Genomic DNA, 24,214 nt, shown 5'->3' with positions numbered 1-24,214 from the left:
AAGCGATAAAGAGTATGACCAGTGAGTGATTTACTATCCCAAGACGAAATTGATGCGCTTTTACACGGCGTTGATGAAGTTGATGAAGAAGAAGTCGTTGAAAATGACTCCACCCAAGGGGATGGTAGTGCTGACTATGATTTCTCATCACAAGACCGCATTGTTCGTGGACGAATGCCAACACTGGAAATGGTTAACGAACGTTTTGCTCGCCATATGCGTATTAGCTTATTTAACATGATGCGCCGAACGGCTGAAGTGTCGATAAATGGCATTCAAATGATTAAATTTGGCGAGTACATCCACACCTTATTTGTTCCAACAAGTTTAAATATGGTGCGTTTCCGTCCATTAAAGGGTACCGGCCTAATTACTATGGAAGCACGCTTAGTGTTCATTTTGGTGGATAACTTCTTTGGAGGCGATGGTCGTTATCACGCGAAAATTGAAGGCCGAGAGTTTACCCCAACAGAACGACGAATCATTCAAATGTTATTAAAATTAATATTTGAAGATTATAAAGAGTCTTGGTCACCAGTGATGGATGTGTCATTTGAATATTTAGACTCCGAAGTGAACCCATCAATGGCGAATATAGCAAGTCCCACCGAAGTGGTTGTGATTAGCTCGTTTCACATTGAGCTTGACGGTGGTGGAGGAGATTTCCATATTGCGCTACCTTATTCAATGTTAGAGCCTATTCGAGAGTTACTTGACGCGGGTGTGCAAAGTGATAAAGAAGACACGGATATGCGTTGGTCTAAGGCATTGCGTGATGAAATTATGGATGTACCAGTGGCACTCAATACTAAATTTTTAGAAGTGGAGTTACCGTTAAACCAAGTAATGGAGCTACAAGCAGGGGATATTATCCCGATAGAAATGCCAGAGCATATTACCGTGTTAATTGAAGATCTACCAACGTTTAGAGCCAAGCTAGGGCGTAGTCGAGAAAACATAGCATTAAAAATAGAAGAGAAAATTAAACGTCCTGAGTCTGTCAAATCAGAGTTAACTATTTTAACTAAAGGTGGGAAACGCCTTGATAGTGATGCAGAGCTTGAATTACTAGAAGACGACTTATAGTCCATAATGGTTTCACAGAGTGCATAAGCATAAACATTAATTGTAAAAAAATTGAATATAAAGGCAGCGGTATGAGTAATGATAATGATGAAGATCTAAGTATGTGGGATGAAGCGTTAGACGAACAGGCTGAAGCCTCATCAGAAACGCCTAATAATGCTGAAAAAGTGGAATTAGAAGAGTTAACGGAAGACGAGCGCCCTATATCCAATGAAGAAAAGCGTAAACTCGACACTATATTAGATATTCCTGTCACTATTTCAATGGAAGTAGGGCGTAGTAATATAAGTATTAGGAACTTACTGCAGTTGAACCAAGGTTCAGTGGTTGAACTTGACCGTGTGGCCGGGGAGGCGCTCGATGTCTTGATTAATGGCACCCTGATTGCTCATGGTGAAGTCGTGGTTGTTAACGACAAGTTTGGTATTCGTTTAACTGACGTTATTAGCCAAACAGAACGTATTAAAAAATTAAAATAATGACTCAGCTACTCGTTTCACTTTTTTGTTTTTTATTGTTGTTACCGCCCTTGTCTGTAGCACAAGAGACGGCTGTTAATGCTAACGAGGCAAAAACCGAACAAACGAGCCCTGATTTTACTGAGGTTAAAGCAGCCAACATTGAAGCGACTAGCGTGGACAGTTCGCGAGTTAACACCCCTGTCAACCCAGCTGAAGCACCTACGCCAGACAAAGCGCCAGCAGTGGGTAAGCATGTTATGGCGAATATGGACGCCGGTAGCATGATAGTCTCGTTGTTGATGGTATTGGCATTAATTTTTATGAGTGCCTTTGTTTTAAGGCGATTTAACCTTACACAACAAAACCCAGGGCAATTAAAAGTTATTGCAAGCTTATCTTTAGGCACGAAAGAACGTGCTATTGTGGTACAAGTGGGTGAAGAGCAATTGCTATTAGGTGTTTGCCCGCAGCAAGTGTCTTTACTTAAACACTTAGAAAAACCGATAGATACACAGGCAAACAAACCCCTAGCGCTATCTGGTAATGTGCTAACTTTCTTGCAAAGTAAACTCGTTAAAGCCGAAGGTGGCCGCAATACAGTGGCAAGTGAAGCCCCAATAACAAATAAGTGACTATGAAAAAAATTGCCTGGTTAGTTTTATTTACATTATTAATATCAACATTTAGCTTCGCGACCTTTGCTGCTGAAGACTTGTCAATGTCGGCGTTAAAGTTAACTACCAATGCAGATGGCTCGCAGGAATATTCAGTAACATTACAAATTTTAATGTTTATGACCGCGCTAAGTTTTATACCTGCAGCGGTTATTATGATGACCTCCTTCACTCGTATTGTGGTGGTTATGGCAATCCTGCGGCAGGCATTTGGCTTACAACAAACACCATCAAACCAAGTGATTATTGGCTTAACCCTTTTTATGACGCTCTTTATAATGACGCCTGTTTACAATCAAATAAATGCTGTGGCAATCCAACCTTACTTATCAGACCAATTAACCTCAGTACAAGCAATTGATAAGGGTAAAGTACCCTTGCGCACCTTTATGCTTGAGCAAACACGTTTAAAAGATTTAGACACCTTAGCAGCAATGGCAGGGCTTGACGCTGTCGATAAACCAACAGACTTGCCAATGACAGTGATCATTCCTGCTTTTATTATTAGTGAATTAAAAACCGCCTTTCAAATTGGCTTTATATTATTTATCCCTTTTTTAATTATTGATTTAGTTGTCGCGAGTATTTTAATGGCTATGGGGATGATGATGCTCTCGCCAATGATAGTGTCATTACCCTTTAAATTGATGCTGTTTGTGTTGGTTGACGGCTGGAATTTAGTGATAGGCACTATTGCAACCAGTTACGGTTTAGGGACTTAACTTAGTTCATGGTGGTATAACCAATAAATAGCGAAGCAACAGTGTAAATAAGCGAAAACAAGAGAGCATAAGATGGGACCAGAAGTCTTTGTTGACATATTAAGAGATGCCTTATTACTAGTTATTATGCTGGTTAGCGCTGTTATCTTGCCTAGCCTCTTTGTTGGTTTGTTAGTGGCTATATTTCAGGCGGCTACATCAATTAATGAACAAACATTAAGTTTTTTGCCTCGCTTAATTGTCACCCTGCTGGCGCTTGTTTATGGCGGACATTGGGGCATACAAAAATTGATGGACTACACCTTTAGACTGGTGGCCAGTATTCCAAGTGTAGTGAGCTAATGGAATTTACAGAGTCAGTTGTTAATCAATACCTAGCTGATTTTATTTTGCCTTTTACACGCATTTCAGCTTTAGTCATGATGATGGTTGGCTTAAGTGCGCGCAATATTCCGACGCGCATCAAGCTTTTTTTATGTGTCACCTTAACAATTGCTGTAATGCCTGCAATACCGCCAACTAATATCGATCAACTCTTATCCTTTAGTACTTTTTTAATTATAGCGCAGCAAATTCTCATTGGTATTAGTTTAGGCTTTGTTACTGTATTAGTCGTGGAAACGTTCACTTTAGCAGGACAAATTATTGCAATGCAATCTGGTTTAGGTTTTGCGTCGTTAGTGGATCCATCTAGTGGTATGAATGTACCAGCGGTAGGGCAGTTTTTCTTGATCTTATCTACCTTGCTTTTTTGGACGATGGACGGGCATTTAGCCTATTTACAATTAATAGTAGCAAGTTTTGATACCCTACCTATTGGCAATGAATTCTTCGCCAGTATAAAATATAAAGAATTAGTGTTATGGGCAAAATGGGTTTTTGCCACCGCTTTATCACTTGCGCTAGCGCCATTAACGGCAATGTTATTAATTAACTTTTCGTTTGGGGTGATGACTCGAGCTGCGCCACAATTGAATATATTTGCGATAGGCTTTCCTATTACCATGATGGCAGGCTTATTAATTATGTGGTTAACTTTTGGCAACTTCTTAACCCATTTTGACTTACAATGGCAACGAGCGCTCGAGTTTAGTTGTTATTTAATTGGCTGTGCTGCAGCGTAGTTCAGGAGGCGTTGTGCTAATATTCAAGGTGTTTTCGGCTACTTTCTTCATGACTGACTTCATCGCTAACTACTTCAAAGAGATGCGGTATGGCTGAGTCAGATAGTGGTGAAAAAACAGAAGAACCCACAGCAAAAAAACTGTCTGATGCCAGAAAAAAAGGCCAAATAGCCCGATCTAAAGATTTAGGTACCATGTTTGTATTAGTAGGCAGTGCTTTTGCCTTAATGGTAATGGGTAGCACGCTGGTTGAAGCTTTATCCTTAACGATGAAGCGTTTATTTACCTTGAGCCGCCGTGAAGCGATGGACACGCATGCTATTGCGGGCATTGTTGCTGATGGTGTCGGTAATATTATTTTTCCTATGTTAGGTATTTATCTTATTATAGTAATTGCAGCCTTTGTTGGTAATACCATGTTAGGAGGTATGGCTTTTTCATGGGAGGCTATGGCACCCAAGGCAAGTAGGCTTTCTCCACTGGCTGGTTTTAAACGTATGTTTGGCGTACAAGCAGCGGTTGAGTTATTAAAATCGATTTTAAAGTTTTTTGTAGTATTTATTGTTGCTTACTTACTACTGTATGGCCTCTTCGAACAAATCTTAGGATTAAGTTTAGAAGCAATTCCATTAAACTTTGGCCATGCGGTTAACATGTTGCTCTGGATGTTTTTAGCTTTAGCCCTGTCTATTGGTATTATTGTAGCGATTGATGCTCCCTACCAAGTATGGAATCACACCCGTCAGCTTAAAATGACTAAACAAGAAATTAAGGATGAATTTAAAAGCACAGAGGGTAACCCTGAAATCAAAGGCCGGATAAAGCAAACACAGTATGAGATGTCTCAGCGGCGAATGATGGCGGAAGTGCCTAATTCAGACGTTGTGATCACCAACCCAACCCACTACAGCATTGCGCTAAAATATGATCCAGTTCAAGGGGGTGCACCTTTACTTGTCGCGAAAGGCATTGATGAAATGGCGATTCATATTCGCACTATTGCAAAAGAGCACAATGTTGAAATTGTTCAGTCACCTGCGCTGGCAAGGTCGCTTTACTATACCGCAGAAGTAGACCAAGACATTCCGGAAGAACTTTATGCAGCAGTAGCCCAAGTGCTTGCTTTTATCTTTCAGCTTAATGAACATAAAAGAGGTAAAGGCCGAAAACCTATACCGGTAGCTAAAGACTTACCCATCCCAGATGAGTTTAAGTATTAATAACAGCTTAACTAGGTTATTGCTAAAATATACTCAGGCAAGTTTGGCTAAGGTTAATTAAAGCAAGCACCCACCTTAACAGTACTTTTTTCTTGGTACACCTTTTGCAGATTCATCGTTAGTGTCAAAAATACATCACAAAGAGCAAGCAGTATCCAATGCAATTAAACGCCTATTTTAATAAATTCGACAAAAAAAAATTATCGCATATCTCAGGTCTTGGCACGCCGTTACTGGTAATGGCAGCACTAGGTATGGTTATTTTACCTATGCCTGCTTGGTTACTTGATGTATTGTTTTCGTTCAACATTGCCTTATCACTAGTTGTGCTACTGATAACAGTATATACACTAAAACCCCTAGAATTTGGCTCATTTCCCTCTGTTATCCTCATTGCAACTATTTTACGTTTAGCACTGAATGTTGCTAGTACTCGGGTGGTGTTACTAGAAGGGCACGAAGGAACCGATGCAGCTGGTAAAGTAATTGAAGCTTTTGGCTCTGTTGTTATTGGTGGTAACTATGCCGTTGGCTTAGTGGTGTTTTTGATCTTAATTATTATTAACTTTGTAGTGGTTACTAAAGGCGCAGGGCGGATCGCTGAAGTAACTGCTCGCTTTACCCTTGATGCCATGCCAGGTAAACAAATGGCGATTGATGCTGACCTTAATGCGGGCTTCATTAATGCAGAGCAAGCCCGAGAGCGCCGTATTGAAGTGACCAGTGAAGCTGATTTTTACGGCTCAATGGACGGTGCGAGTAAGTTTGTTAAAGGCGATGCCATTGCAGGTATTCTTATTTTATTTATTAATATTATTGGTGGGTTCGTGATTGGTATGGCGCAGCACGACCTAAGCTTTAATGAAGCCGTTGAAATTTATACCTTGCTCACTATTGGTGACGGCTTAGTCGCACAAATACCAGGCTTATTGTTGTCAGTGGCAACGGCTATTGTTGTAACACGCCAAAACACGTCCCAAGATATGGGTGAGCAAGTGAGTAGCCAGTTAGGGCAAGAGAGATCACTGTATATTGCTGCTGGGGTTATGTTTACTATTGGTATTATACCAGGCATGCCACATTTTGCTTTTATACTTTTTGCACTAATCATTGCTGCGCTCGCCTATTTTGGTAGCAAACACAAAGTGTCGAAAGCGTTAGAGCTCGCGCAAGTTTCGGCAGAAGAGCAAGTACAAAGCCAACAAAAAGAAGAAGAAATAAAAGAGCTTGATTGGGATGATGTTAATCACGTCGATGTTATTGGTTTAGAAATAGGGTATCGCTTAATTCCCCTCGTAGATAAAGCCCAAGGTGGAGAGTTATTAAGCCGAATCAAAGGAGTGCGTAAAAAACTGTCACAAGAGTTTGGTTTTTTAGTGCCAGCGGTACATATTCGAGATAACCTTGATTTAGATCCTAATAGTTATCAAATATCACTAATGGGGGTAACAATCGGCAGCGCAGAAATACGCCATGACCAAGAGCTAGCCATAAACCCTGGGCAAGTGTTTGGTAAATTAGACGGAGCCACCACCAAAGACCCTGCTTTTGGTTTAGATGCCGTGTGGATTAATCAAAACCAACGTGAGCAAGCACAAACGCTCGGTTACACCGTGGTTGATTCAGCAACCGTACTCGCAACACATTTAAGTCAAATTTTAACTAATAATGCTGCGCAATTATTAGGCCATGAAGAAGTACAAAATTTATTAGATATGTTAGCTAAGAGCTATCCAAAACTGGTCGAGGGCTTTATTCCTGAAACATTATCACTTGGCACTGTCGTTAAAGTCCTGCAAAGTTTGATGAATGAAGGTGTTGCCGTTCGTGATATGCGTTCTATTGTACAAACATTGGTTGAATATGGCCCTAAAAGCCAAGATGCAGAAGTATTAACCGCAGCGGTGAGGATCAGTTTACGTAAATTTATCATACAAGATCTGGTTGGCTCAGCACATGAAATACCTGTCATAACTTTGGCGCCAGAATTGGAACAAATGTTGCATCAGTCAATACAGATGGCTGGAGATGATGGCGCAGGTATAGAGCCTGGCTTAGCAGAACGTTTGCAAAAATCATTAACAGAAGGAGCACAGCAACAGGAGTTAGAAGGTGATACACCGATACTGTTAACATCGGGTATATTACGCACTGTGCTAGCTAAATTTGTTAAATACACCATCCCAGGGCTACGGGTTATTTCTTATCAAGAAATACCTGATGACAAACAAATTAAAATAGTCAGCGCTATCGGGCAATAATTATTTTAATCAGCAAAGAGACAAGCAAAAAATAACGAGCAAAAGAGCGTAACAGTAACCGAATACTGGACCACCGAGTTTGTTATGATAAAAAGGGGATTAATTGTGAAAATTAAACGTTTTGTTGGCAAAGATATGCGTAGCGCATTAGCACAAATTAAAGAAGAATTAGGCTTAGATGCGGTGATCATGTCTAATAAAAAAATCCCTGAGGGTGTTGAACTGATGGCAGCGGTTGATTATAACCAATCAGCGCCACAAGCCTCAGCACCACAAACCACTACAACAGCCCCTGCCCCTAACGAGCGTACTAATCAAGCTGCTGTGCCTAGTCATCCAAGCCAACGGGAAATATCTAATGATACGGTCAGTCTTTCTACAGCGGCGGCACCGGCATTAAATGAAGCGATGCTGGGTATGATGCAAAACCATACTGCGGCGGCTCAAGCTCAAGCGCCAGCTGATAGCTTGTCTGAGTTATTAAAAAGACAAGCTCAGCATCAAGGGGGAACTCAAGCACCGACAGAAGAAAATACTCTCTCGCAACAAGCGCATAATATGCCTGAAGATGACACCATTGAAGGTCAGCTGCGAAACTTTACCCAGCGTTTACGTCACTCCAAGCCTGACGGTACTATCCCAGCACCAGAAATCACACCGACAAGTAACCACAGCGCTCAACATGATGAGCATACCAGTGTTGAAGCTGAACAAATGGCAATGAAAATTCAATCTCAGCAGTCACCAACAAACACTACTGTAGCCAGTAGCCCAGTTAATCAACAAGATTTTGATAAAATGCAACAAGAAATGGCTTCCATTAGAAAGTTACTTGAGCACCAGGTATCAGGGCTTATGTGGCAAGATATGGCACAAAAAGAACCACAACGGGCTTTGCTAGTTAACCGTTTATTAACGCTAGGTTTGAACGAGCAAATTGCCGATCAAATAGCGGGATACGTGCCTGCGCAATATCAAGAAGAGCAAGCTTGGCAAGAAGCCACTAAGTTAGTTGGTCAACAACTTAATACTACCCAAAATGATATTATCAACCGTGGTGGGATTGTCGCGTTAGTTGGCCCTACCGGCGTTGGTAAAACAACCACTATTGCTAAACTTGCGGCACGTTTTTCACAAGTACATGGCCATGAACAAGTGGCACTTATTTCAACCGACACTTTCCGTATTGCCGGCTTTGAACAACTAGCAACTTATGGCAAAATAATTGGTTGCCAAGTTAAGCTAGCTAAAGATAGCCAAGCATTAGATCTATTACTTGAGCAATTTTCTCAAAAAAAATTAATCTTAATCGATACCGCAGGAATGGGGCAAAGAGACCTTCGTTTAGCAGAAAATTTAGCAAATTTAGTTGCTAACACACGCGTTAGAATAAGAAATTATTTAGTGTTAGCCGCCAATAGCCAACAGCAAGTGATGCAAGAAAATGTTGAGCGTTTTAAAAAAATTCCCTTGTCGGGTTGTATTTATACTAAACTTGATGAAAGCATCAGTGTTGGCGAAATTATTACGACTTCCATCCAAAATGGTTTACCAATAGGCTACCTTACCGATGGACAAAGGGTGCCTGAAGATATTAAAGTTGCAAATGCTGAGAAATTAGTTACGCTTGCAGATAAAATGGCAACAAAGTCAGCAAATAACAATGTAGCAAATGTCCAGCGTATCGTAAGACCAATGCCAGTTTCGCAAACGGTGGCAGTATAGCTGTATTTTTAAAGCAGCATTTTAGTTTAAATAAAGCGATAATATAAGAAGTAATAAATGGTAGATCAAGCGAGCGGCTTAAGAAAAATGCAAGATTTAAATAAAGTTAAAGTAATAGCGATCTCTGGCGGTAAAGGTGGCGTTGGTAAAACTAACGTGTCGCTAAACACGGCTATTGCCCTTGGGCAGCAAGGGAAAAGGGTATTAGTACTCGATGCCGACTTAGGCTTAGCTAACGTTGATGTTATGCTAGGGTTAAGAGTAAAGCGTAATTTATCTCATGTATTATCGGGAGAGTGTGAGCTTGATGACATCATTATCACAGGCCCAAGTAATATTAAAATTATACCGGCCACCTCTGGCTCACAATCTATGGTTGACCTCACGCCAGCCGAACACGCAGGACTTATTCGTGCTTTTAGCGAAATGAAAACAAAATTTGATGTGCTTATTGTTGATACTGCGGCGGGTATATCAGATATGGTGCTTAGTTTCACGCGTGCAGCACAAGACGTCGTCTTGGTTGTATGTGATGAGCCTACCTCTATTACCGATTGCTATGCATTAATGAAGCTTCTCAGCCGTGACCACGGCGTTTTTAAGTTTAAAGTGGTTGCAAATATGGTGCGTACACCTAAAGAAGGGCAACAGTTATTTTCGAAACTCACTAAAGTAACCGACCGCTTTTTAGACGTTGCACTTGAACTTGTAGCGGTTGTTCCTTTTGATGAAAATATTAGAAAGTCAGTACGTAAACAACAAGCCATTGTTGAGGCTTTTCCTAATTCACCTGCAGCAATAGCATTTAAAGCGTTAGCTAAAGATGTTAGCACCTGGCCTATACCACATCAGGCTTCAGGGCATTTAGAGTTTTTTATTGAACAATTACTTGATTACTAACACTTAATTACTCGCTATAATTCAGTGTTATCAGATATTGCCTATCAATGAACCGATAATTATTTCCAAAAACTTAAGTGGGATAGTAACTAGTGGTAAAAGCTAAAGCCTACAATAACACAATTAACAAAACAGCCTTACTTGAACAGCATACTGTTTTAGTTAAACGAATCGCTTATCATTTGTTGGCAAGATTACCAGCAAGTGTCATTGTTGATGACTTAATCCAGTCAGGCATGATTGGCCTATTTGAAGCCGCTAATAACTTTGATAACAGCAAAGGTGCGAGCTTTGAAACTTTTGCAGGTATCCGCATCCGAGGCGCCATGCTAGATGAAATGCGCCGTGGCGATTGGACACCTAGGTCAGTTCACAAAAACAGTCGCATGGTCAGCGAGGCCATTAAGCAGTTAGAAGCAGTGTTAGGGCGAGACGCTACCGATGTTGAAGTTGCAGAAAAGCTTGATATCTCATTAAATGAATATCACCAGATACTCAGTGAAGTAAGTACTGGTAAAATAATAGGAATTGAAGATTTAGGGGTGAGCGATGACGCCCTAAAGTTTGATGAAACATGCCACAGTAACGATCCATATCAAAGTATTGAACAAAGCGCCTTTAAAAAAGGCCTAAGTGAATGTATAAGTACTTTACCCGAACGAGAAGCTTTAGTACTGTCTTTATATTATGATGAAGAATTGAACTTACGCGAAATAGGTCAAGTACTTGATGTAAGTGAATCACGAGTTAGCCAAATTCATAGCCAAGCAATGCATAGATTAAAAGCTCGTATGCAATCTTGGCAAAGTTAAGTACAATAAGAACAGTGATAACCAATTTAATTTGAATGTGTAGCCGGAGGGTGCCTTGGATAAAAATATGAAAGTGCTTGTTGTTGATGATTTTTCAACCATGAGACGTATAGTGAAGAACTTATTACGCGATTTAGGCTTTACCAACATTCAAGAGGCGGATGATGGTAGTACAGCCTTACCTATGCTGCAAAGCGGAGATTTTGATTTTGTCGTCACCGACTGGAATATGCCAGGCATGCAGGGCATTGACCTATTAAAGGCAATACGCGCAGATGCTAAATTAGCCCATATACCGGTATTACTGATTACAGCAGAAGCTAAAAAAGAGCAAATTGTGATGGCAGCTCAGGCTGGCGTTAATGGTTATATTGTTAAACCTTTCACGGCCGCGACACTAAAAACTAAACTAGATAAAATCTTTGAACGTCTAGGGTAGTCTTTGTTTAATTGAGTAAATTATCGTTAGTTAATCAGAATAAATAGCGTTAATTTAAGCATTAAGGACTTTGCATGAATATGGCAAGAACAGGGCGTGTTTCATTAGAACAGGCCAAATCTTTGGTTGAGTTTTTAGAAAATGATCAGCAAGACAAGGCTGATGCGCTGATTGCTGACATCCAAAACCCAATCAACTCAGAATTATTTGCGGAAATCGGCAAATTAACGCGTCAATTACATGACTCTTTAACAAATTTTCAGTTGGATTCTAGATTAAATGATTTAGCAACAGCCGATATTCCTGATGCTAAAGAGCGGTTAAGTTATGTTATTACCCGCACGGAAGAAGCTGCCAATAAAACCATGGATGCTGTTGAGTCAATATTTCCCGTGATTGACAATATTTCTAGTCAAATTCAAGCAGTGAACCCTGCTTGGACTAAACTGATGAATAACGCAATAGATGTTAAAGAGTTTAAACATTTATGTATAGGAATTGATTCTTTGCTAACGACAACAGGTAAAGAAACAGAGCATATTCATAGTTTAATGACCGATGTATTAATGGCGCAAGATTTTCAGGATTTAACCGGCCAGGTTATTCGTAAAGTGATTGAGTTAGTGCGTGAAGTTGAAGACAGTTTAATTAATATGTTAACAGCATTTGGTATTTCTTCTGATAATAAACAAGAAAAAGTTAGCACTAAGATGGGTGATAACTTAGTTGAAGGGCCAATAGTTAATAAAAAAGAAAGAGACGACGTTGTTGAAGACCAAGACGATGTTGATGATCTTTTATCAAGTTTAGGTTTTTAACAGGAGTGAGTTAATGTCATTTGAAGCAGATGAAGAGATTCTACAAGACTTTTTAGTCGAAGCAGGAGAAATACTTGAACAGCTATCTGAGCAACTAGTTGAACTTGAAAATGATGTTGATAACGCAGATTTACTCAATGCTATTTTTAGAGGCTTTCATACGGTAAAAGGTGGTGCCGGTTTTCTTGCATTAAACGAACTTGTTGATGTTTGTCATGGTGCCGAAAATATATTCGATCTATTGCGAACTGGACAACGCGTTGTCAATGCAGACTTAATGGATACCATATTATCGGCTCTTGATACCGTTAATGATATGTTCGCCTTAGTACAAAATAGAGAACCGCTGATCGCTGCAGAGCCTGAACTGCTCGCAGAGTTAGAGCGTTTAAGTCAACCAGAAGGTCAAGAAACTTCTCCCCCAGTAGTGCAAGAGGTTGCTCCTGCTATAGTAGAAGAGAACGTAAGCGCAGATGAGATGAGCGAAGATGAATTTGAACGCTTACTTGACGAGTTACATGGTAACGGTAGTCCTTCAGCTACTCCAGCGCCAAGTAACGACACTGCGGCTTCAACACCTAGCAGTACGCCAGAAAATACAGAGTCAGATACTGATATTTCTGATGAAGAATTTGAATCATTGTTAGATGAACTCCATGGGCAGGGCGCTTTTTCTGTTAATACTCATAACGCTTCAGCGGCAAACAATAACGCTTCTGATGAAATTAACGATGATGAGTTTGAAAGTTTACTTGATGAACTGCACGGTAAAGGAAATGCACCGACAGCAGCGAGCGCTTCAATAGCAAAGCCTAGTGCGAACACGCCTGCAGCAAAAGCTGTTACGCCAATCAACAAACCTAAAGCAGCGGCCAAAACCCAACCGTCTGCTCCAGTAAAAGCAAGTCCTGCCGCCGCGCAAAAACCAGCACAACCTGCTGCTCCTCAGGGAGAAACCACAGTACGTGTTGACACCAAGCGGCTTGATAAAATTATGAATATGGTGGGGGAGTTAGTCTTAGTTAGAAATCGTTTAACGAGTTTAGGGTTAACTTCTGATGATGAAGACCTCACAAAAGCGGTTTCAAACCTAGATGCGGTAACGACAGACTTACAAGGCGCGGTCATGAAAACCCGCATGCAACCAATAAAAAAAGTATTTGGTCGTTTTCCGCGTGTGGTAAGAGACTTAGCGCGTAGTCTTAACAAAGATATACAGTTAATTCTCGAGGGTGAAGACACCGATCTAGACAAAAACTTAGTGGAGGCATTAGCCGACCCGCTAGTGCACTTAGTCCGTAACTCTGTGGACCATGGGATTGAAATGCCCGATGAGCGTGAGGCTAAAGGCAAAACACGCCAGGGTAGTGTTGTGCTATCTGCCTCGCAAGAAGGTGATCATATCTTGTTAACCATTAAAGATGATGGTGCAGGAATGGATGCTGAAAAGTTAAAATCTATCGCTATTGATCGTGGGGTTATTGACGCAGAAGCAGCGGCAAAAATGCCAGATAAAGAAGCCTTTAGTTTAATTTTTGCCCCAGGGTTTTCTACTAAAACCGAAATATCAGAAGTTTCAGGCCGTGGCGTTGGAATGGATGTTGTTAAAACCAAAATCACCCAACTTAATGGGACTGTTAATATCGACTCTGAAATGGGTGTAGGTACAATTTTAGAGATAAAAGTACCGTTAACCTTAGCGATACTCCCTACTTTAATGGTGGTGGTTGGTGAGCAAACCTTTGCATTACCCCTTGCTGCAGTCAATGAAATATTCCATTTAGATCTTACTAAAACTAACAATGTTGACGGTCAATTAACGGTTATTGTTCGAGAAAAAGCCATCCCGTTATTTTATTTAGATCAATGGTTAGTTAGAGGCAGTAAAGAAAAACAACTCGAGCAAGGTCATGTGGTTATTGTGCAATTAGGAAACCAACAAGTTGCTTTTGTCGTGGATCGGTTAATCGGCCAAGAAGAAGTTGTTATTAAACCACTTGATCGACTGTTACATGGCACACCAGGCATGGCAGGTGCAACTATTACAAGTGATGGCGGTATCGCCTTAATCATAGACATACCTAACATGTTAAAGTTTTATGCGAAGAAATCACCGGTAAATAAAAAGCTGCATTCATAAAGTAGAATTATTATAAAGGTAGAGAAATATAAATGGCTTATAAAGTGCTTGTTGTTGATGATTCAAGTTTTTTTAGACGACGAGTCAGTGATATTTTAACCAAAGATCCGCAACTAGACGTCATTGATGTTGCCATTAACGGTCAAGAGGCGGTAGAAAAAGCACTTTCTCTTAAGCCAGATGTCATTACAATGGACATTGAAATGCCGATATTAAACGGCATTGCTGCAGTAAAGCAAATAATGGCGCAATCACCAACAGCTATTTTAATGTTTTCTTCGTTAACTCATCAAGGAGCACAGTCAACCCTTGATGCGCTAGAAGCTGGGGCACTCGATTTTTTACCTAAAAAATTTAGTGAAATCGCACAAAATAGTGATGAGGCAGGAAGCTTACTACGCCAACGGGTTATACAATTAGCCAAAAAAGGTGGCGCTCCTCGACGTCCCACCTTTAAAGCGCGTACAGCGGCTACTCGTTTATCAGAGACCAAGCCTCAACCAAATACCTCCGCTAGAAAACCCATTGTAGCGCCACTAGCTGCAAGTTCAGCAGTAAATATTAACAGCACCCGCCCTTCTTCTGCAGTATTAAAGCGTGCCTCAGGAAAAAAATACCACTTGTTAGCCATAGGTACTTCAACAGGTGGGCCGGTTGCACTACAGAAAATATTAACGCAACTGCCGCAAGACTTCCCATTACCCATTATTATGATTCAGCATATGCCGGCGACCTTTACTCAGGCTTTTGCTAACAGGCTCAATACCTTATGTAAAATAAATGTCAAAGAAGCGAGTGATGGCGATGTACTTAAGCCGGGGTGCGCCTACCTAGCGCCAGGTGGCCGTCAAATGCTGATTACTGGTAATGAAAAAGCGGCAAAAATTAAAATAATTGACGATAACTCGGCAAAAGTCACCTTTAAGCCTAGTGTTGATATAAGTTTTGGTTCGGCGGCTAAAGTGTTTGGTCGTCATGTTTTAGGCATTATCTTAACAGGTATGGGCGCTGATGGTAGAGATGGCTCACGCATGTTAAAAACCAGTGGTGCAACGATATGGGCACAAGATGAGCCAAGCTGCGTTGTTTACGGTATGCCGCAAGCCGTTACTGTGGCTGGAATTTCAGAGTTATCTTTACCTTTAGACAGCATTGCCAGCTCAGTATTGAAGGAAATAAAGCATGGATAGGCTAAGCATAACAGGGCTTTTAATTGCCGTACTTGCTATTTATTTAGGCTTTATGTTAGATGGTGGCGCTATTTCAGCTCTATTTGAATTGCCTGCATTTATTATTGTTGTTGGTGGTACTTTAGGCGCCGTTATGCTGCAATCTTCAAGTAGCCAATTTTTTCACGCATTTTCCTTGTTAAAGTGGGTATTCACTCCGCCTAAATATGATATCGACGAAGGTATAGCAAAAATACTTAATTGGGCTAACAAATCCAGAGAGCTAGGTTACTTAGTGCTTGAAAATGAAGCATTAGACGAAGAAGACATCTACACACAAAAAGGCTTAGGCTTACTGGTAGACGGGGTAGAAATAGAAAATATGCAAGTGGCACTTGAGCTTGATATTGAACTACACCGAGAACATAACCTACGCGCAGCCCATGTCTTTGAATCTATGGGAGGGTACAGCCCAACCATTGGAATTTTAGGCGCTGTTTTAGGCTTAATTCATGCGATGAATAACTTAACAGCACCAGACTTACTTGGACAAGGTATTGCAACCGCATTTATTGCCACAATTTATGGCGTAGCTTTTGCTAATTTACTCTATTTACCCATTGCCAATAAAATAAAAGAAATAATACATCAACAAACCTTGTATAGAGAGCTAATTTATGAAGGGCTTATTGCTATTGCTCGGGGCGAAAATCCACACGCCATTGAAAACAAGTTATCTGCTTTTAGGTTACAGCAGTGAAACGTTTGCGTAAAAAAAGGCATAACATAGCGCATGACAATGTTCATCGGTGGTTAGTTTCGTATGCTGATTACATGACGCTGCTTTTTGCTTTGTTTGTCGTGCTTTATGCCATGGCAATGGTAAATGAAAAACCTTTTGAACGTATTACTGAGTCGGTAGGGAAAGTTTTTCAGGCAAATGACACTAAAACAAAAAACCGTGGTCAGGGGGAAGGGATACTTAATGTAAATACCCGTGATAGCAATAAGCGGCTTTATGGTGATGGAATACTTGACGACCCAGGGCCTGAATTAGTAGAAGGCGAAACGGCACTTTCTCAGGTATCAGATGCAGAAGTTGGGAGTAACTTAATAGCATTAGAAGAAGAATTACAGCTTGCACTTTATGATTTAATTGAGTCGGGATACGCGCAATTACAAATTGATGGAAACTGGCTGGAAATAGAGCTCAACAGTGGTTTATTATTTCCAAGTGGCTCTGCATCAGCCACCCATTCAGCCGTCAATATTATTACTATCATTTATGACGTTATTAGTGACAGTCGCAATTTTGTTCGGGTAAGAGGTTATACTGATAATCAAGCAATACACACTGAAATATTTTCATCTAATTGGGAGTTGTCGGTTGCTCGTGCTACCGCGATCTTACGTAAGTTAGAGAGCTTGGGTATGAACCCTGCTAGAATGGCTATTGAAGGTTATGGGCAGTATTACCCAACCGCAGATAATAACACTATTGAAGGGCGTGCAAAAAATAGAAAAGTAGTGATAGCTATTTCAAAATTTGCCTTAGCAAGGCTTAAGGCATCAAATAGCTCAGTTGCTGATGAGCAAGCAGTTGAAGTTATCACCAGTCCCCCAGTGTCTGATGAGCATCTTGATAAAGTGAAAGTTATTCGTCTGCCCAATGGCGGTATTAGAATAACGACAAGAAATGACAACGAAGCGCTTTTACAGGGTGGTGAAGGTATCAATAATCAAAAAGATAGTAATAATTAAGTATAGGAATAACGATTGAACGTTTGGACTGTAGCAAATCAAAAGGGTGGTGTTGGTAAAACAACAACTACTATCGCATTAGCGGGTTTATTGGCCGAATGTGGTAAAAAGGTATTGCTTGTTGATACTGATCCACATGCCTCGTTAAGCTATTATTTTGGAATAGAGTCTGAAGATCTAGACCTCAGTGTTTATGATTTATTTCTTCAAGTAGCATCACAAGAGCAGATATTACAAAGCCTTTGCCCAACACAATACAGTAATATTGATATTCTTCCTGCTACGATGGGCTTAGCAACATTAGATAGAGCGTTCGGCGCTAAAGGTGGTATGGGGCTGGTACTAAAAAAGGCACTGTCCAAGCTCTCGCAACACTATGATTATGTTTTAATCGATTGCCCACCTATTTTAGGGGTATTAATGGTGAATGCACTGGCGGCATCAGATCGAATTATAATCCCTGTACAAACAGAGTTCTTAGCATTAAAAGGGTTAGATCGTATGATCAAAACCTTAGACTTAATGCAGACCGAGCAAACGACTCCTTTTAACTATACGATAGTGCCAACTATGTTTGACAAGCGAACTAAAGCATCACTTTTAGCGTATCATCAGTTACAAGAAACTTATCCTAACAAAGTTTGGCCAGGTGTCATCCCTGTTGATACAAACTTTAGAAATGCGAGTGTAGCCCAACAAGTTCCGTCTCATTTTGCTGCAAATTCACGCGGTGTTTTTGCCTACCAAAACTTATTAGACTATCTATTAATCGCCTCTAAAGAAGTATAACGTCCATGTCAAAACCCTTAGCAGCAAGTAAAAAAGTGATGAAAAACTATTTGTCAGAGTTATTGACAGAACCTTCACTTATGCAAGAAAGCCCTCAACCAACGCTAGACGTGAGTACAAAAAAGAAAACATTGGAAGAGCAACGTTTAGAAACACTGTTGAAAAATGTCAATGCCGAATTAACTGTAAAAGAAGCAGGCATAGTTACGACAAAAAGCAAAAATGAACCAATAGACAGTAATAAAATACTAACAGATGACGTTATTGTTGACGATAAAACTGAGGTTTTAGCCACAGAAAAAAGTGCAGGGGGCAGTGTGCCACCTGAGCAAAAACTGTACCGCCAAGGTGATTTTCAAGCATTGTTCTTTAATGTTGGTGGTTTAACCATTGCTGTTCCGTTAATTGAACTAGGCGGGATTTATAATATTGATAAAACCACAACATTAATGGGTAAACCTCAATGGTTTAAAGGTGTTATGCTTCACAGAGAAGAAAAAATTAATGTTGTTGATACCGCGCTTTGGGTAATGCCAGAAAAATGTGACGAAAAGATGAAAAGTTCATTAAACTATCAATATGTTATCATGTTAAGCGACAGTACTTGGGGCTTAACAGCAGAAAACTTAGTTGATACTGTTGTATTAAAACAAGATGAAGTTAAGTGGTTAAATGAACCAAGTAAACGTCCATGGTTAGCTGGCTTAGTAAAAGAAAAAATGTGTGCTTTACTTGATGTAAATGCATTAATTCAATTACTCAATGACGGTAGCACAATTCACCAAGATGATTAATAATGTCATGATTAAGCTTTGTTAAATCGTAAACTTATAACAATAATAAGTTTTATAATGTTAAGCCAATATTTTTAAATAATTGAGGGGCAAGAATTATGTCTGATGAAAGACGAAAATCAAGTGATAAAGCAGATGAAAACGATGAAGTGCTTCAATGGGTAACATTTAAGTTAGCAAATGAAGTTTACGGCATCAACGTTATGCAGGTGCAAGAAGTATTACGTTACAGTGAAATTGCACCAGTACCTGGGGCACCGCTTTATGTACTTGGTATTATCAATTTGCGTGGTAATGTTGTTACTGTTATTGATACACGTTCACGCTTTGGTTTAGAGCCTTGTGATGTGACCGACAATACACGGGTTGTGGTCATAGAGTCAGAGAAGCAAGTCATTGGTATATTGGTTGATAGTGTTGCAGAAGTGGTTTACTTAAAAGCCTCTGACATTGACGACGCACCCAATGTAGGTAACGAAGAAAGCGCTCAGTTTATTCAAGGTGTTTCTAACCGCGAAGGTGAGTTACTTATTTTAGTTGATCTAGATAAACTATTATCTGACGATGAGTGGGATGAATTAAAACAATTCTAATAGTAAAAAGTACTTCATTTAAGTAGATACTTTTTCCTAAATTATCGGATAAAGGGCTTGATTAAGCCTGTATTAATTGGTCTTGGTAAATTAACTTGTTGGTAACCCGAGTTATGATTGTAGTGAAAACTATTAAGTTACGCGATTTATGTCTTTATTAGCTGTCCCTATTATTGCTATTTTTGCGCTTTTTATCAGTATTTTGTGCCTTATTATTATTGTCGTATTAATAAAAAGGCACAATAGACAATTTGCTGTGTTCGAATCGCAAAGCCAAGCCAATGAATTACTGGTAACTAATGTACAATCGACCAACCTCAAGTTGCATAAGCAACTAGAAGCACTGAAACTAAAGCAAGAGCAAGCCCTCACTGAAAACATGCTTGTTTCTAAACAGCTAGAGCATCGAATTAAGGCACTTCAAACTCAAATAAATTCGCAAAAAGATCATATATCCCAGCTACAAATAGACCAAGGTGACGACAAATTTTATTCGCGTGCCATTAAGTTAGCAAAAACAGGCGCAGATATTGATGAAATAATGACGGAATGCGAACTACCTTACGCAGAAGTTGAAATGTTAATCTCTGTTTACCAAAATAAAGCTCAGTGATAGTATTCTCCAAGATAAAAACCAGTTAAACTAGCGCGTTTAATTGACCGTAAATTTTCAGAGTTTACTTGGGTTGTTATTTTGGTTTTAACATGGCAAGGAAAAATGCCCGTGAAGTTTTATTTATCCCCGTTCAACCGCATCCTATGTATATGCACTTTTCTCCTTCTCTCTGGCTGTGCCAGTAAGCCTAACAGTAATATGGCTATCAGTGATCCCAGAGACCCCATAGAAGTCATCAATAGACCATTTTGGACATTTACATGGGAATATGCCGATAAGTATGTTGCGAAACCGGCCTCTGAATTTTATACCAAGCACACACCCGTTTTTTTAAGAACGGGTTTGTATAATATGGCTGTTAACTTAAACGAGCCGTCGAGTATTATTAACAACCTATTACAATTGAAAATGACGGCAGCGGCTAAAGGGACAGGGCGCTTTTTACTTAACTCAACCATAGGATTACTAGGTTTTTACGATCCCGCCAGTGATTATGACTGGTCGTTAGAGCAAGAAGAGTTTGGTGAGGTGCTTGGTAGTTATGGCGTGGGTGATGGTCCTTACCTGGTGATACCCGGTATTGGTCCAAGCTCAGTTCGAGAAGAGGTTGGCGATTATGTTGATCGACTATATTGGCCGTTAGCTGTGATTGATTTTTGGCCTAATTTAGTACGTTTAGGTGTCATTGGCCTAGAAAAAAGAGCGTCAGTAAAAGATCAAGAGCAATTACTTAACAACTCGACAGACTCTTATGAGTTTATTAAAAATGCTTATTTTCAAAATATGAATTACCGTGTTTATGATGGGAATCCACCCATTGTGGTTGATGAAGAGGCAGAAGCTGAAATTGACGCCTTATTAGATGAATTTGATTTTGATGAGTAAGCTGCATTAAGCTTTAGTGATTATTTTTGTTATAAGTGATAAACCTATACCGAAGTTGGCCGTAATTTGTTAGAATTGCGGCAAATTTTTTACTCATACCATTTTAAAACTCTACATTTGTAGGGAGTGGCGCAATCAATTTGGTATAAACATTATTGGAAACAGTTAGATGAATATTATTGAAGGCTCATTTCAGGCAAAAGGCAAAAAATTTGCCATCGTTGTATCCCGTTTTAATCACTTTATTGTTGATAGCTTGCTTGACGGTGCGGTTGATGCACTTAAGCGTCATGGTAGCGTTGCTGATAGCGACATTACTGTTGTTCGTGTTCCTGGCGCGTATGAATTGCCTTTAGCAGCAAAAAAACTGGCTAAAAAAGGCGAGTTTGACGCCATTATTGCTATTGGCGCTGTTATTCGTGGCGGTACACCACATTTTGACTTTGTCGCGGGTGAGTGTAATAAAGGTTTAGCACAAGTGTGTTTAGACGCAGAAATTCCCGTTTCTTTTGGTGTTATTACCACAGATTCAATTGAACAAGCGATAGAGCGCGCAGGCACTAAAGCGGGTAATAAAGGGGCAGAAGCGGCGCTTGGCGCTTTAGAAATGGTTAACGTTCTCTCTCAAATTTAGGAAGCTTATTGTGAAACCTTCTCCTAGAAGAAAAGCACGTGAACTAGCGGTTCAAGCTGTTTATTCATGGCAACTTAGTCAAAACTCTGTCCGTGATATTGAGCTTAACTTTATCACGGATAACGCTAAACGTCGTTTTGACATTGACTACTTTCAACAGTTGCTCCATGGGGTTACCAATAGTGTTACTGAATTAGATTCAGCAATCTCCCCCCATGTTGATCGCCCAATAGATGATATTGACCATGTTGAAAAAGCCATTTTACGTGTTGGCATCTATGAATTAAGTCAATGCCAAGAAGTGCCTTATCGCGTAGTGATTAATGAAGCAATTGAGTTAGCGAAATCATTTGCTGCAGATGATAGCCATAAGTTTGTCAATGGCGTATTAGATAAGGCGGTAAAGTTAATTCGCCCTAAAGACCAATGAAACAAATAAGTTACTGTTAAAGCTATGAAAGAATTTGAGTTAATAAAAGAGTTTTTTACCAAGCAATCCATTAACAGAAAAGACGTGCTTTTAGGTATTGGTGATGACTGTGCAGTAATATCGTGCACACAAAAGCAAAATATCGTAGTTACCACCGACACGTTAGTAGCTGGTGTTCATTTTCCTTTAGGGACTACACCCAAAGCAATTGGTCATAAGGCTGTGGCGGTAAACTTATCCGATATTGCTGCCATGGGGGGGAAACCCAGTTGGATATCACTGGCTATAACCTTGCCTGAGGTAAACGATCAGTGGCTCACTGAGTTTTGCTCGGGCGCATTTGCATTGTGTGAATACTATAATGTGCAGTTGATAGGCGGTGATACTACCCAAGGGCCGTTAAGTGTCACGATAACAGCACAAGGGTTAACACCCGAAGATAACTATTTACCTCGCTCTGGTGCTAAAGCAGGTGATTGGCTTTATGTGACAGGTGACCTTGGCGATGCCGCTCTAGCATTAAAACACCTTAAAGAAGGTCTGTTAACCGATAATGACGACATTGCCAACGTACAAGAAAAATTAGACTTTCCAAAACCACGTGTGCTTGCCGGACAAGCGTTACGTGAGTATGCCTCAGCAGCAATTGATATTTCAGATGGTTTACTTGCCGATTTAGGACACATTTGCCAGGCTTCTAATCTTGGGGCAAATGTAGTGTTAGACGCTATTCCCTTATCTGAAACGATGAAAAACTCACTCCTATTTGAAGATGCAATTGAGCTTGCACTAAATGGTGGTGATGACTACGAATTGTTATTTACAGTTGCAGAAGATAAAAAAGTAGGCTTAGAAATCGCATTATCTCAAATTAGCACGCCAATAACCTGTATTGGGCAAATGAATGCATCGCAGACTATCTCTACCACTTTAAATAATAAAGCCGTTCCAATTAAAAGCTCAGGCTTTGAGCACTTTTCTAGCAAGAGAAAAACCTAGATAAGCCTAAGCCACCCTGAGGAAGTAAACTAAACAATACTGCTATTATTATGAATAAGCCCGCCACAAAAGTTATTTTTGATCTTAAACAACCCATTCAGTTTTTAGCTTTAGGCTTTGGTAGTGGCTTAGCACCAAAAGCACCTGGTACTTTTGGTACATTAGCTGCTGTACCGCTTTTTTTACTGTTAGCACAGTTAACACCCATGTATTATTTAATCGCGATTATTGTCATGAGTATAGCCGGTATATATATTTGCGGGAAAGCGGCAAAAGATGTTGGTGTACATGACCACCCAGCGATAGTTTGGGACGAGTTTGTTGGGTTTTTTATCACCATGTTTATGGTGCCCATAAGCTGGCAAAGTGTGTTAGTTGGCTTTCTACTTTTCAGAGTGTTTGATATTGTAAAACCTTGGCCTATTTCATTTATAGATAAAACAATGACTGGTGGTTTAGGTATTATGGTTGATGATATTCTTGCTGGTTTATTTTCTTTATTTATCATGCAGTTAATTTTTTAACGCTGCGGTTAACCCCTCCTTCTTTTTTAGTTACAATTTCTTATTCTAAATCAATAGTAATTCCCTGCATTATGAGCTACTTTTTAAATAGGGTGTTAAATAAAATTAGTTTACGGTTGTTTTTTATTTTAATGCCCTCAGCTATTAATTAAGACGTTACATTTTTATTACAACGTTTTGAATCTCAGCTTTACTTCACTGTATTGTTTAAAGTAAATGTTAAAAGGAATACCTATGAAAATAAATCTTTCTGGTCACCACGTCGAAATTACTTCCTCTATTAAAAATGATCTAGAGGAGAAGCTTTCCAAAATAGCGAATCACTTCCCAACGCTAATTGCCTTGGATATTATTATCTCTAAAGAGCACAATAAATACCAAGTGGATCTCACCACTAACTATGAAGGCGGACGTATATCAGTGAAAGGTACTGACGATGTTATGTACCCAGCTATTGCAAGTGGTATTAAAAAATTAGATGCAGCATTGAAACATAGAAAAGGACAGTTAAAAGCGAACATGCACGTAAAACCACAAACGACATCGCCTGAAATAGCGCATGAAATAGTGCAAGAGATGAATTTATCATAATTATGTCATGTTAAATCATTAACACGATATAAAAAAGCTATGAATTT

27 protein-coding genes are annotated in these 24,214 nt (G+C 39.8%); all 27 read left to right on the top strand.

Going from position 1 to position 24,214, the window contains the following annotated elements; translation table 11 throughout:
* Positions 1-21: 21 nt before the first annotated feature.
* Positions 22-1,086, top strand: coding sequence for a flagellar motor switch protein FliM (fliM, locus tag AC0UA9_RS11120; protein WP_475660052.1), 1,065 nt, complete (start codon positions 22-24; stop codon positions 1,084-1,086).
* A 71-nt stretch (positions 1,087-1,157) separates the two neighbouring features.
* Positions 1,158-1,565 carry a flagellar motor switch protein FliN gene (gene fliN / locus AC0UA9_RS11115; RefSeq protein WP_475660050.1) on the top strand — a complete coding sequence of 136 codons (408 nt, stop codon included), beginning with the start codon at positions 1,158-1,160 and terminating at the stop codon, positions 1,563-1,565.
* On the top strand, positions 1,565-2,179 hold the full coding sequence (gene fliO / locus AC0UA9_RS11110; protein WP_475660049.1) for a flagellar biosynthetic protein FliO: 615 nt from the start codon (positions 1,565-1,567) through the stop codon (positions 2,177-2,179). The genes fliN and fliO overlap by 1 nt, the downstream gene beginning before the upstream one ends.
* A gap of 2 nt (positions 2,180-2,181) precedes the next feature.
* The gene (gene fliP / locus AC0UA9_RS11105) at positions 2,182-2,943 is read left to right on the top strand and encodes a flagellar type III secretion system pore protein FliP (protein WP_475660047.1); all 762 of its coding nucleotides are present in this window, start codon (positions 2,182-2,184) and stop codon (positions 2,941-2,943) included.
* Positions 2,944-3,015: 72 nt separating this feature from the next.
* Complete coding sequence (fliQ, locus tag AC0UA9_RS11100; protein WP_475660044.1) at positions 3,016-3,285, top strand: flagellar biosynthesis protein FliQ; 270 nt, start codon at positions 3,016-3,018, stop codon at positions 3,283-3,285.
* Positions 3,285-4,067 carry a flagellar biosynthetic protein FliR gene (fliR, locus tag AC0UA9_RS11095; RefSeq protein ID WP_475660043.1) on the top strand — a complete coding sequence of 261 codons (783 nt, stop codon included), beginning with the start codon at positions 3,285-3,287 and terminating at the stop codon, positions 4,065-4,067. Before fliQ ends, fliR begins: the two co-directional genes overlap by 1 nt.
* An 89-nt stretch (positions 4,068-4,156) precedes the next feature.
* Positions 4,157-5,287, top strand: a complete 1,131-nt coding sequence (gene flhB, locus AC0UA9_RS11090) for a flagellar biosynthesis protein FlhB (RefSeq protein WP_475660042.1) — start codon at positions 4,157-4,159, stop codon at positions 5,285-5,287.
* 158 nt (positions 5,288-5,445) lie between these two features.
* On the top strand, positions 5,446-7,548 hold the full coding sequence (flhA, locus tag AC0UA9_RS11085; protein ID WP_475660039.1) for a flagellar biosynthesis protein FlhA: 2,103 nt from the start codon (positions 5,446-5,448) through the stop codon (positions 7,546-7,548).
* Positions 7,549-7,653: 105 nt separating this feature from the next.
* Positions 7,654-9,273 carry a flagellar biosynthesis protein FlhF gene (flhF, locus tag AC0UA9_RS11080; protein WP_475660037.1) on the top strand — a complete coding sequence of 540 codons (1,620 nt, stop codon included), beginning with the start codon at positions 7,654-7,656 and terminating at the stop codon, positions 9,271-9,273.
* A 57-nt stretch (positions 9,274-9,330) separates the two neighbouring features.
* Complete coding sequence (locus AC0UA9_RS11075; RefSeq protein ID WP_475660036.1) at positions 9,331-10,173, top strand: MinD/ParA family protein; 843 nt, start codon at positions 9,331-9,333, stop codon at positions 10,171-10,173.
* A gap of 92 nt (positions 10,174-10,265) precedes the next feature.
* Positions 10,266-10,985, top strand: a complete 720-nt coding sequence (locus AC0UA9_RS11070; RefSeq protein WP_475660035.1) for an RNA polymerase sigma factor FliA — start codon at positions 10,266-10,268, stop codon at positions 10,983-10,985.
* A 55-nt stretch (positions 10,986-11,040) separates the two neighbouring features.
* On the top strand, positions 11,041-11,424 hold the full coding sequence (cheY, locus tag AC0UA9_RS11065; RefSeq protein WP_475660034.1) for a chemotaxis response regulator CheY: 384 nt from the start codon (positions 11,041-11,043) through the stop codon (positions 11,422-11,424).
* A gap of 74 nt (positions 11,425-11,498) precedes the next feature.
* Positions 11,499-12,242, top strand: coding sequence for a protein phosphatase CheZ (locus AC0UA9_RS11060; RefSeq protein ID WP_475660033.1), 744 nt, complete (start codon positions 11,499-11,501; stop codon positions 12,240-12,242).
* Positions 12,243-12,255: 13 nt separating this feature from the next.
* Complete coding sequence (locus AC0UA9_RS11055) at positions 12,256-14,382, top strand: chemotaxis protein CheA (protein WP_475660032.1); 2,127 nt, start codon at positions 12,256-12,258, stop codon at positions 14,380-14,382.
* 32 nt (positions 14,383-14,414) lie between these two features.
* Positions 14,415-15,572, top strand: coding sequence for a protein-glutamate methylesterase/protein-glutamine glutaminase (locus tag AC0UA9_RS11050; protein WP_475660029.1), 1,158 nt, complete (start codon positions 14,415-14,417; stop codon positions 15,570-15,572).
* Positions 15,565-16,311: a flagellar motor protein gene (locus AC0UA9_RS11045; RefSeq protein WP_475660026.1), complete on the top strand. Its 747-nt coding sequence runs from the start codon at positions 15,565-15,567 to the stop codon at positions 16,309-16,311. Before AC0UA9_RS11050 ends, AC0UA9_RS11045 begins: the two co-directional genes overlap by 8 nt.
* Complete coding sequence (locus tag AC0UA9_RS11040; protein WP_475660023.1) at positions 16,308-17,312, top strand: flagellar motor protein MotB; 1,005 nt, start codon at positions 16,308-16,310, stop codon at positions 17,310-17,312. Before AC0UA9_RS11045 ends, AC0UA9_RS11040 begins: the two co-directional genes overlap by 4 nt.
* A gap of 15 nt (positions 17,313-17,327) precedes the next feature.
* Positions 17,328-18,101 carry a ParA family protein gene (locus AC0UA9_RS11035; protein ID WP_475660020.1) on the top strand — a complete coding sequence of 258 codons (774 nt, stop codon included), beginning with the start codon at positions 17,328-17,330 and terminating at the stop codon, positions 18,099-18,101.
* A gap of 5 nt (positions 18,102-18,106) precedes the next feature.
* A complete protein-coding gene (locus AC0UA9_RS11030; RefSeq protein ID WP_475660019.1) occupies positions 18,107-18,895 on the top strand; it encodes a chemotaxis protein CheW in 789 nt (262 codons plus the stop codon).
* A 98-nt stretch (positions 18,896-18,993) separates the two neighbouring features.
* Positions 18,994-19,488: a chemotaxis protein CheW gene (locus AC0UA9_RS11025; protein ID WP_475660018.1), complete on the top strand. Its 495-nt coding sequence runs from the start codon at positions 18,994-18,996 to the stop codon at positions 19,486-19,488.
* 148 nt (positions 19,489-19,636) lie between these two features.
* Positions 19,637-20,101: a DUF2802 domain-containing protein gene (locus AC0UA9_RS11020; protein WP_475660017.1), complete on the top strand. Its 465-nt coding sequence runs from the start codon at positions 19,637-19,639 to the stop codon at positions 20,099-20,101.
* Positions 20,102-20,302: 201 nt separating this feature from the next.
* Positions 20,303-20,989, top strand: coding sequence for an MlaA family lipoprotein (locus tag AC0UA9_RS11015; protein WP_475660016.1), 687 nt, complete (start codon positions 20,303-20,305; stop codon positions 20,987-20,989).
* A 169-nt stretch (positions 20,990-21,158) separates the two neighbouring features.
* Positions 21,159-21,623, top strand: coding sequence for a 6,7-dimethyl-8-ribityllumazine synthase (gene ribH, locus AC0UA9_RS11010; protein WP_475660013.1), 465 nt, complete (start codon positions 21,159-21,161; stop codon positions 21,621-21,623).
* 10 nt (positions 21,624-21,633) lie between these two features.
* Positions 21,634-22,053, top strand: coding sequence for a transcription antitermination factor NusB (gene nusB / locus AC0UA9_RS11005; RefSeq protein ID WP_475660012.1), 420 nt, complete (start codon positions 21,634-21,636; stop codon positions 22,051-22,053).
* 24 nt (positions 22,054-22,077) lie between these two features.
* Complete coding sequence (gene thiL, locus AC0UA9_RS11000) at positions 22,078-23,052, top strand: thiamine-phosphate kinase (protein ID WP_475660011.1); 975 nt, start codon at positions 22,078-22,080, stop codon at positions 23,050-23,052.
* Positions 23,053-23,102: 50 nt separating this feature from the next.
* On the top strand, positions 23,103-23,576 hold the full coding sequence (locus AC0UA9_RS10995) for a phosphatidylglycerophosphatase A family protein (protein WP_475660010.1): 474 nt from the start codon (positions 23,103-23,105) through the stop codon (positions 23,574-23,576).
* A 234-nt stretch (positions 23,577-23,810) separates the two neighbouring features.
* On the top strand, positions 23,811-24,167 hold the full coding sequence (gene hpf, locus AC0UA9_RS10990) for a ribosome hibernation-promoting factor, HPF/YfiA family (RefSeq protein WP_475660008.1): 357 nt from the start codon (positions 23,811-23,813) through the stop codon (positions 24,165-24,167).
* Positions 24,168-24,214: the final 47 nt, after the last annotated feature.

Source organism: Colwellia sp. F1, assembly GCF_056238625.1.
The sequence above is the reverse complement of the archived record's forward strand: the minus strand, read 5'-3'. Positions and strand labels throughout refer to the sequence as shown.

Excerpts from the sequence above, each read along its gene's own strand:
- fliN (WP_475660050.1), top strand. The coding sequence starts at position 1,158 with ATGAGTAATGATAATGATGAAGATCTAAGTATGTGGGATGAAGCGTTA.
- fliO (WP_475660049.1), top strand. The coding sequence starts at position 1,565 with ATGACTCAGCTACTCGTTTCACTTTTTTGTTTTTTATTGTTGTTACCG.
- fliP (WP_475660047.1), top strand. The coding sequence starts at position 2,182 with ATGAAAAAAATTGCCTGGTTAGTTTTATTTACATTATTAATATCAACA.
- fliQ (WP_475660044.1), top strand. The coding sequence starts at position 3,016 with ATGGGACCAGAAGTCTTTGTTGACATATTAAGAGATGCCTTATTACTA.
- fliR (WP_475660043.1), top strand. The coding sequence starts at position 3,285 with ATGGAATTTACAGAGTCAGTTGTTAATCAATACCTAGCTGATTTTATT.
- flhB (WP_475660042.1), top strand. The coding sequence starts at position 4,157 with ATGGCTGAGTCAGATAGTGGTGAAAAAACAGAAGAACCCACAGCAAAA.
- flhA (WP_475660039.1), top strand. The coding sequence starts at position 5,446 with ATGCAATTAAACGCCTATTTTAATAAATTCGACAAAAAAAAATTATCG.
- AC0UA9_RS11075 (WP_475660036.1), top strand. The coding sequence starts at position 9,331 with ATGGTAGATCAAGCGAGCGGCTTAAGAAAAATGCAAGATTTAAATAAA.
- AC0UA9_RS11060 (WP_475660033.1), top strand. The coding sequence starts at position 11,499 with ATGAATATGGCAAGAACAGGGCGTGTTTCATTAGAACAGGCCAAATCT.
- AC0UA9_RS11055 (WP_475660032.1), top strand. The coding sequence starts at position 12,256 with ATGTCATTTGAAGCAGATGAAGAGATTCTACAAGACTTTTTAGTCGAA.
- AC0UA9_RS11050 (WP_475660029.1), top strand. The coding sequence starts at position 14,415 with ATGGCTTATAAAGTGCTTGTTGTTGATGATTCAAGTTTTTTTAGACGA.
- AC0UA9_RS11045 (WP_475660026.1), top strand. The coding sequence starts at position 15,565 with ATGGATAGGCTAAGCATAACAGGGCTTTTAATTGCCGTACTTGCTATT.
- AC0UA9_RS11030 (WP_475660019.1), top strand. The coding sequence starts at position 18,107 with ATGTCAAAACCCTTAGCAGCAAGTAAAAAAGTGATGAAAAACTATTTG.
- AC0UA9_RS11025 (WP_475660018.1), top strand. The coding sequence starts at position 18,994 with ATGTCTGATGAAAGACGAAAATCAAGTGATAAAGCAGATGAAAACGAT.
- AC0UA9_RS11020 (WP_475660017.1), top strand. The coding sequence starts at position 19,637 with ATGTCTTTATTAGCTGTCCCTATTATTGCTATTTTTGCGCTTTTTATC.
- AC0UA9_RS11015 (WP_475660016.1), top strand. The coding sequence starts at position 20,303 with ATGGCTATCAGTGATCCCAGAGACCCCATAGAAGTCATCAATAGACCA.
- ribH (WP_475660013.1), top strand. The coding sequence starts at position 21,159 with ATGAATATTATTGAAGGCTCATTTCAGGCAAAAGGCAAAAAATTTGCC.
- thiL (WP_475660011.1), top strand. The coding sequence starts at position 22,078 with ATGAAAGAATTTGAGTTAATAAAAGAGTTTTTTACCAAGCAATCCATT.
- AC0UA9_RS10995 (WP_475660010.1), top strand. The coding sequence starts at position 23,103 with ATGAATAAGCCCGCCACAAAAGTTATTTTTGATCTTAAACAACCCATT.
- hpf (WP_475660008.1), top strand. The coding sequence starts at position 23,811 with ATGAAAATAAATCTTTCTGGTCACCACGTCGAAATTACTTCCTCTATT.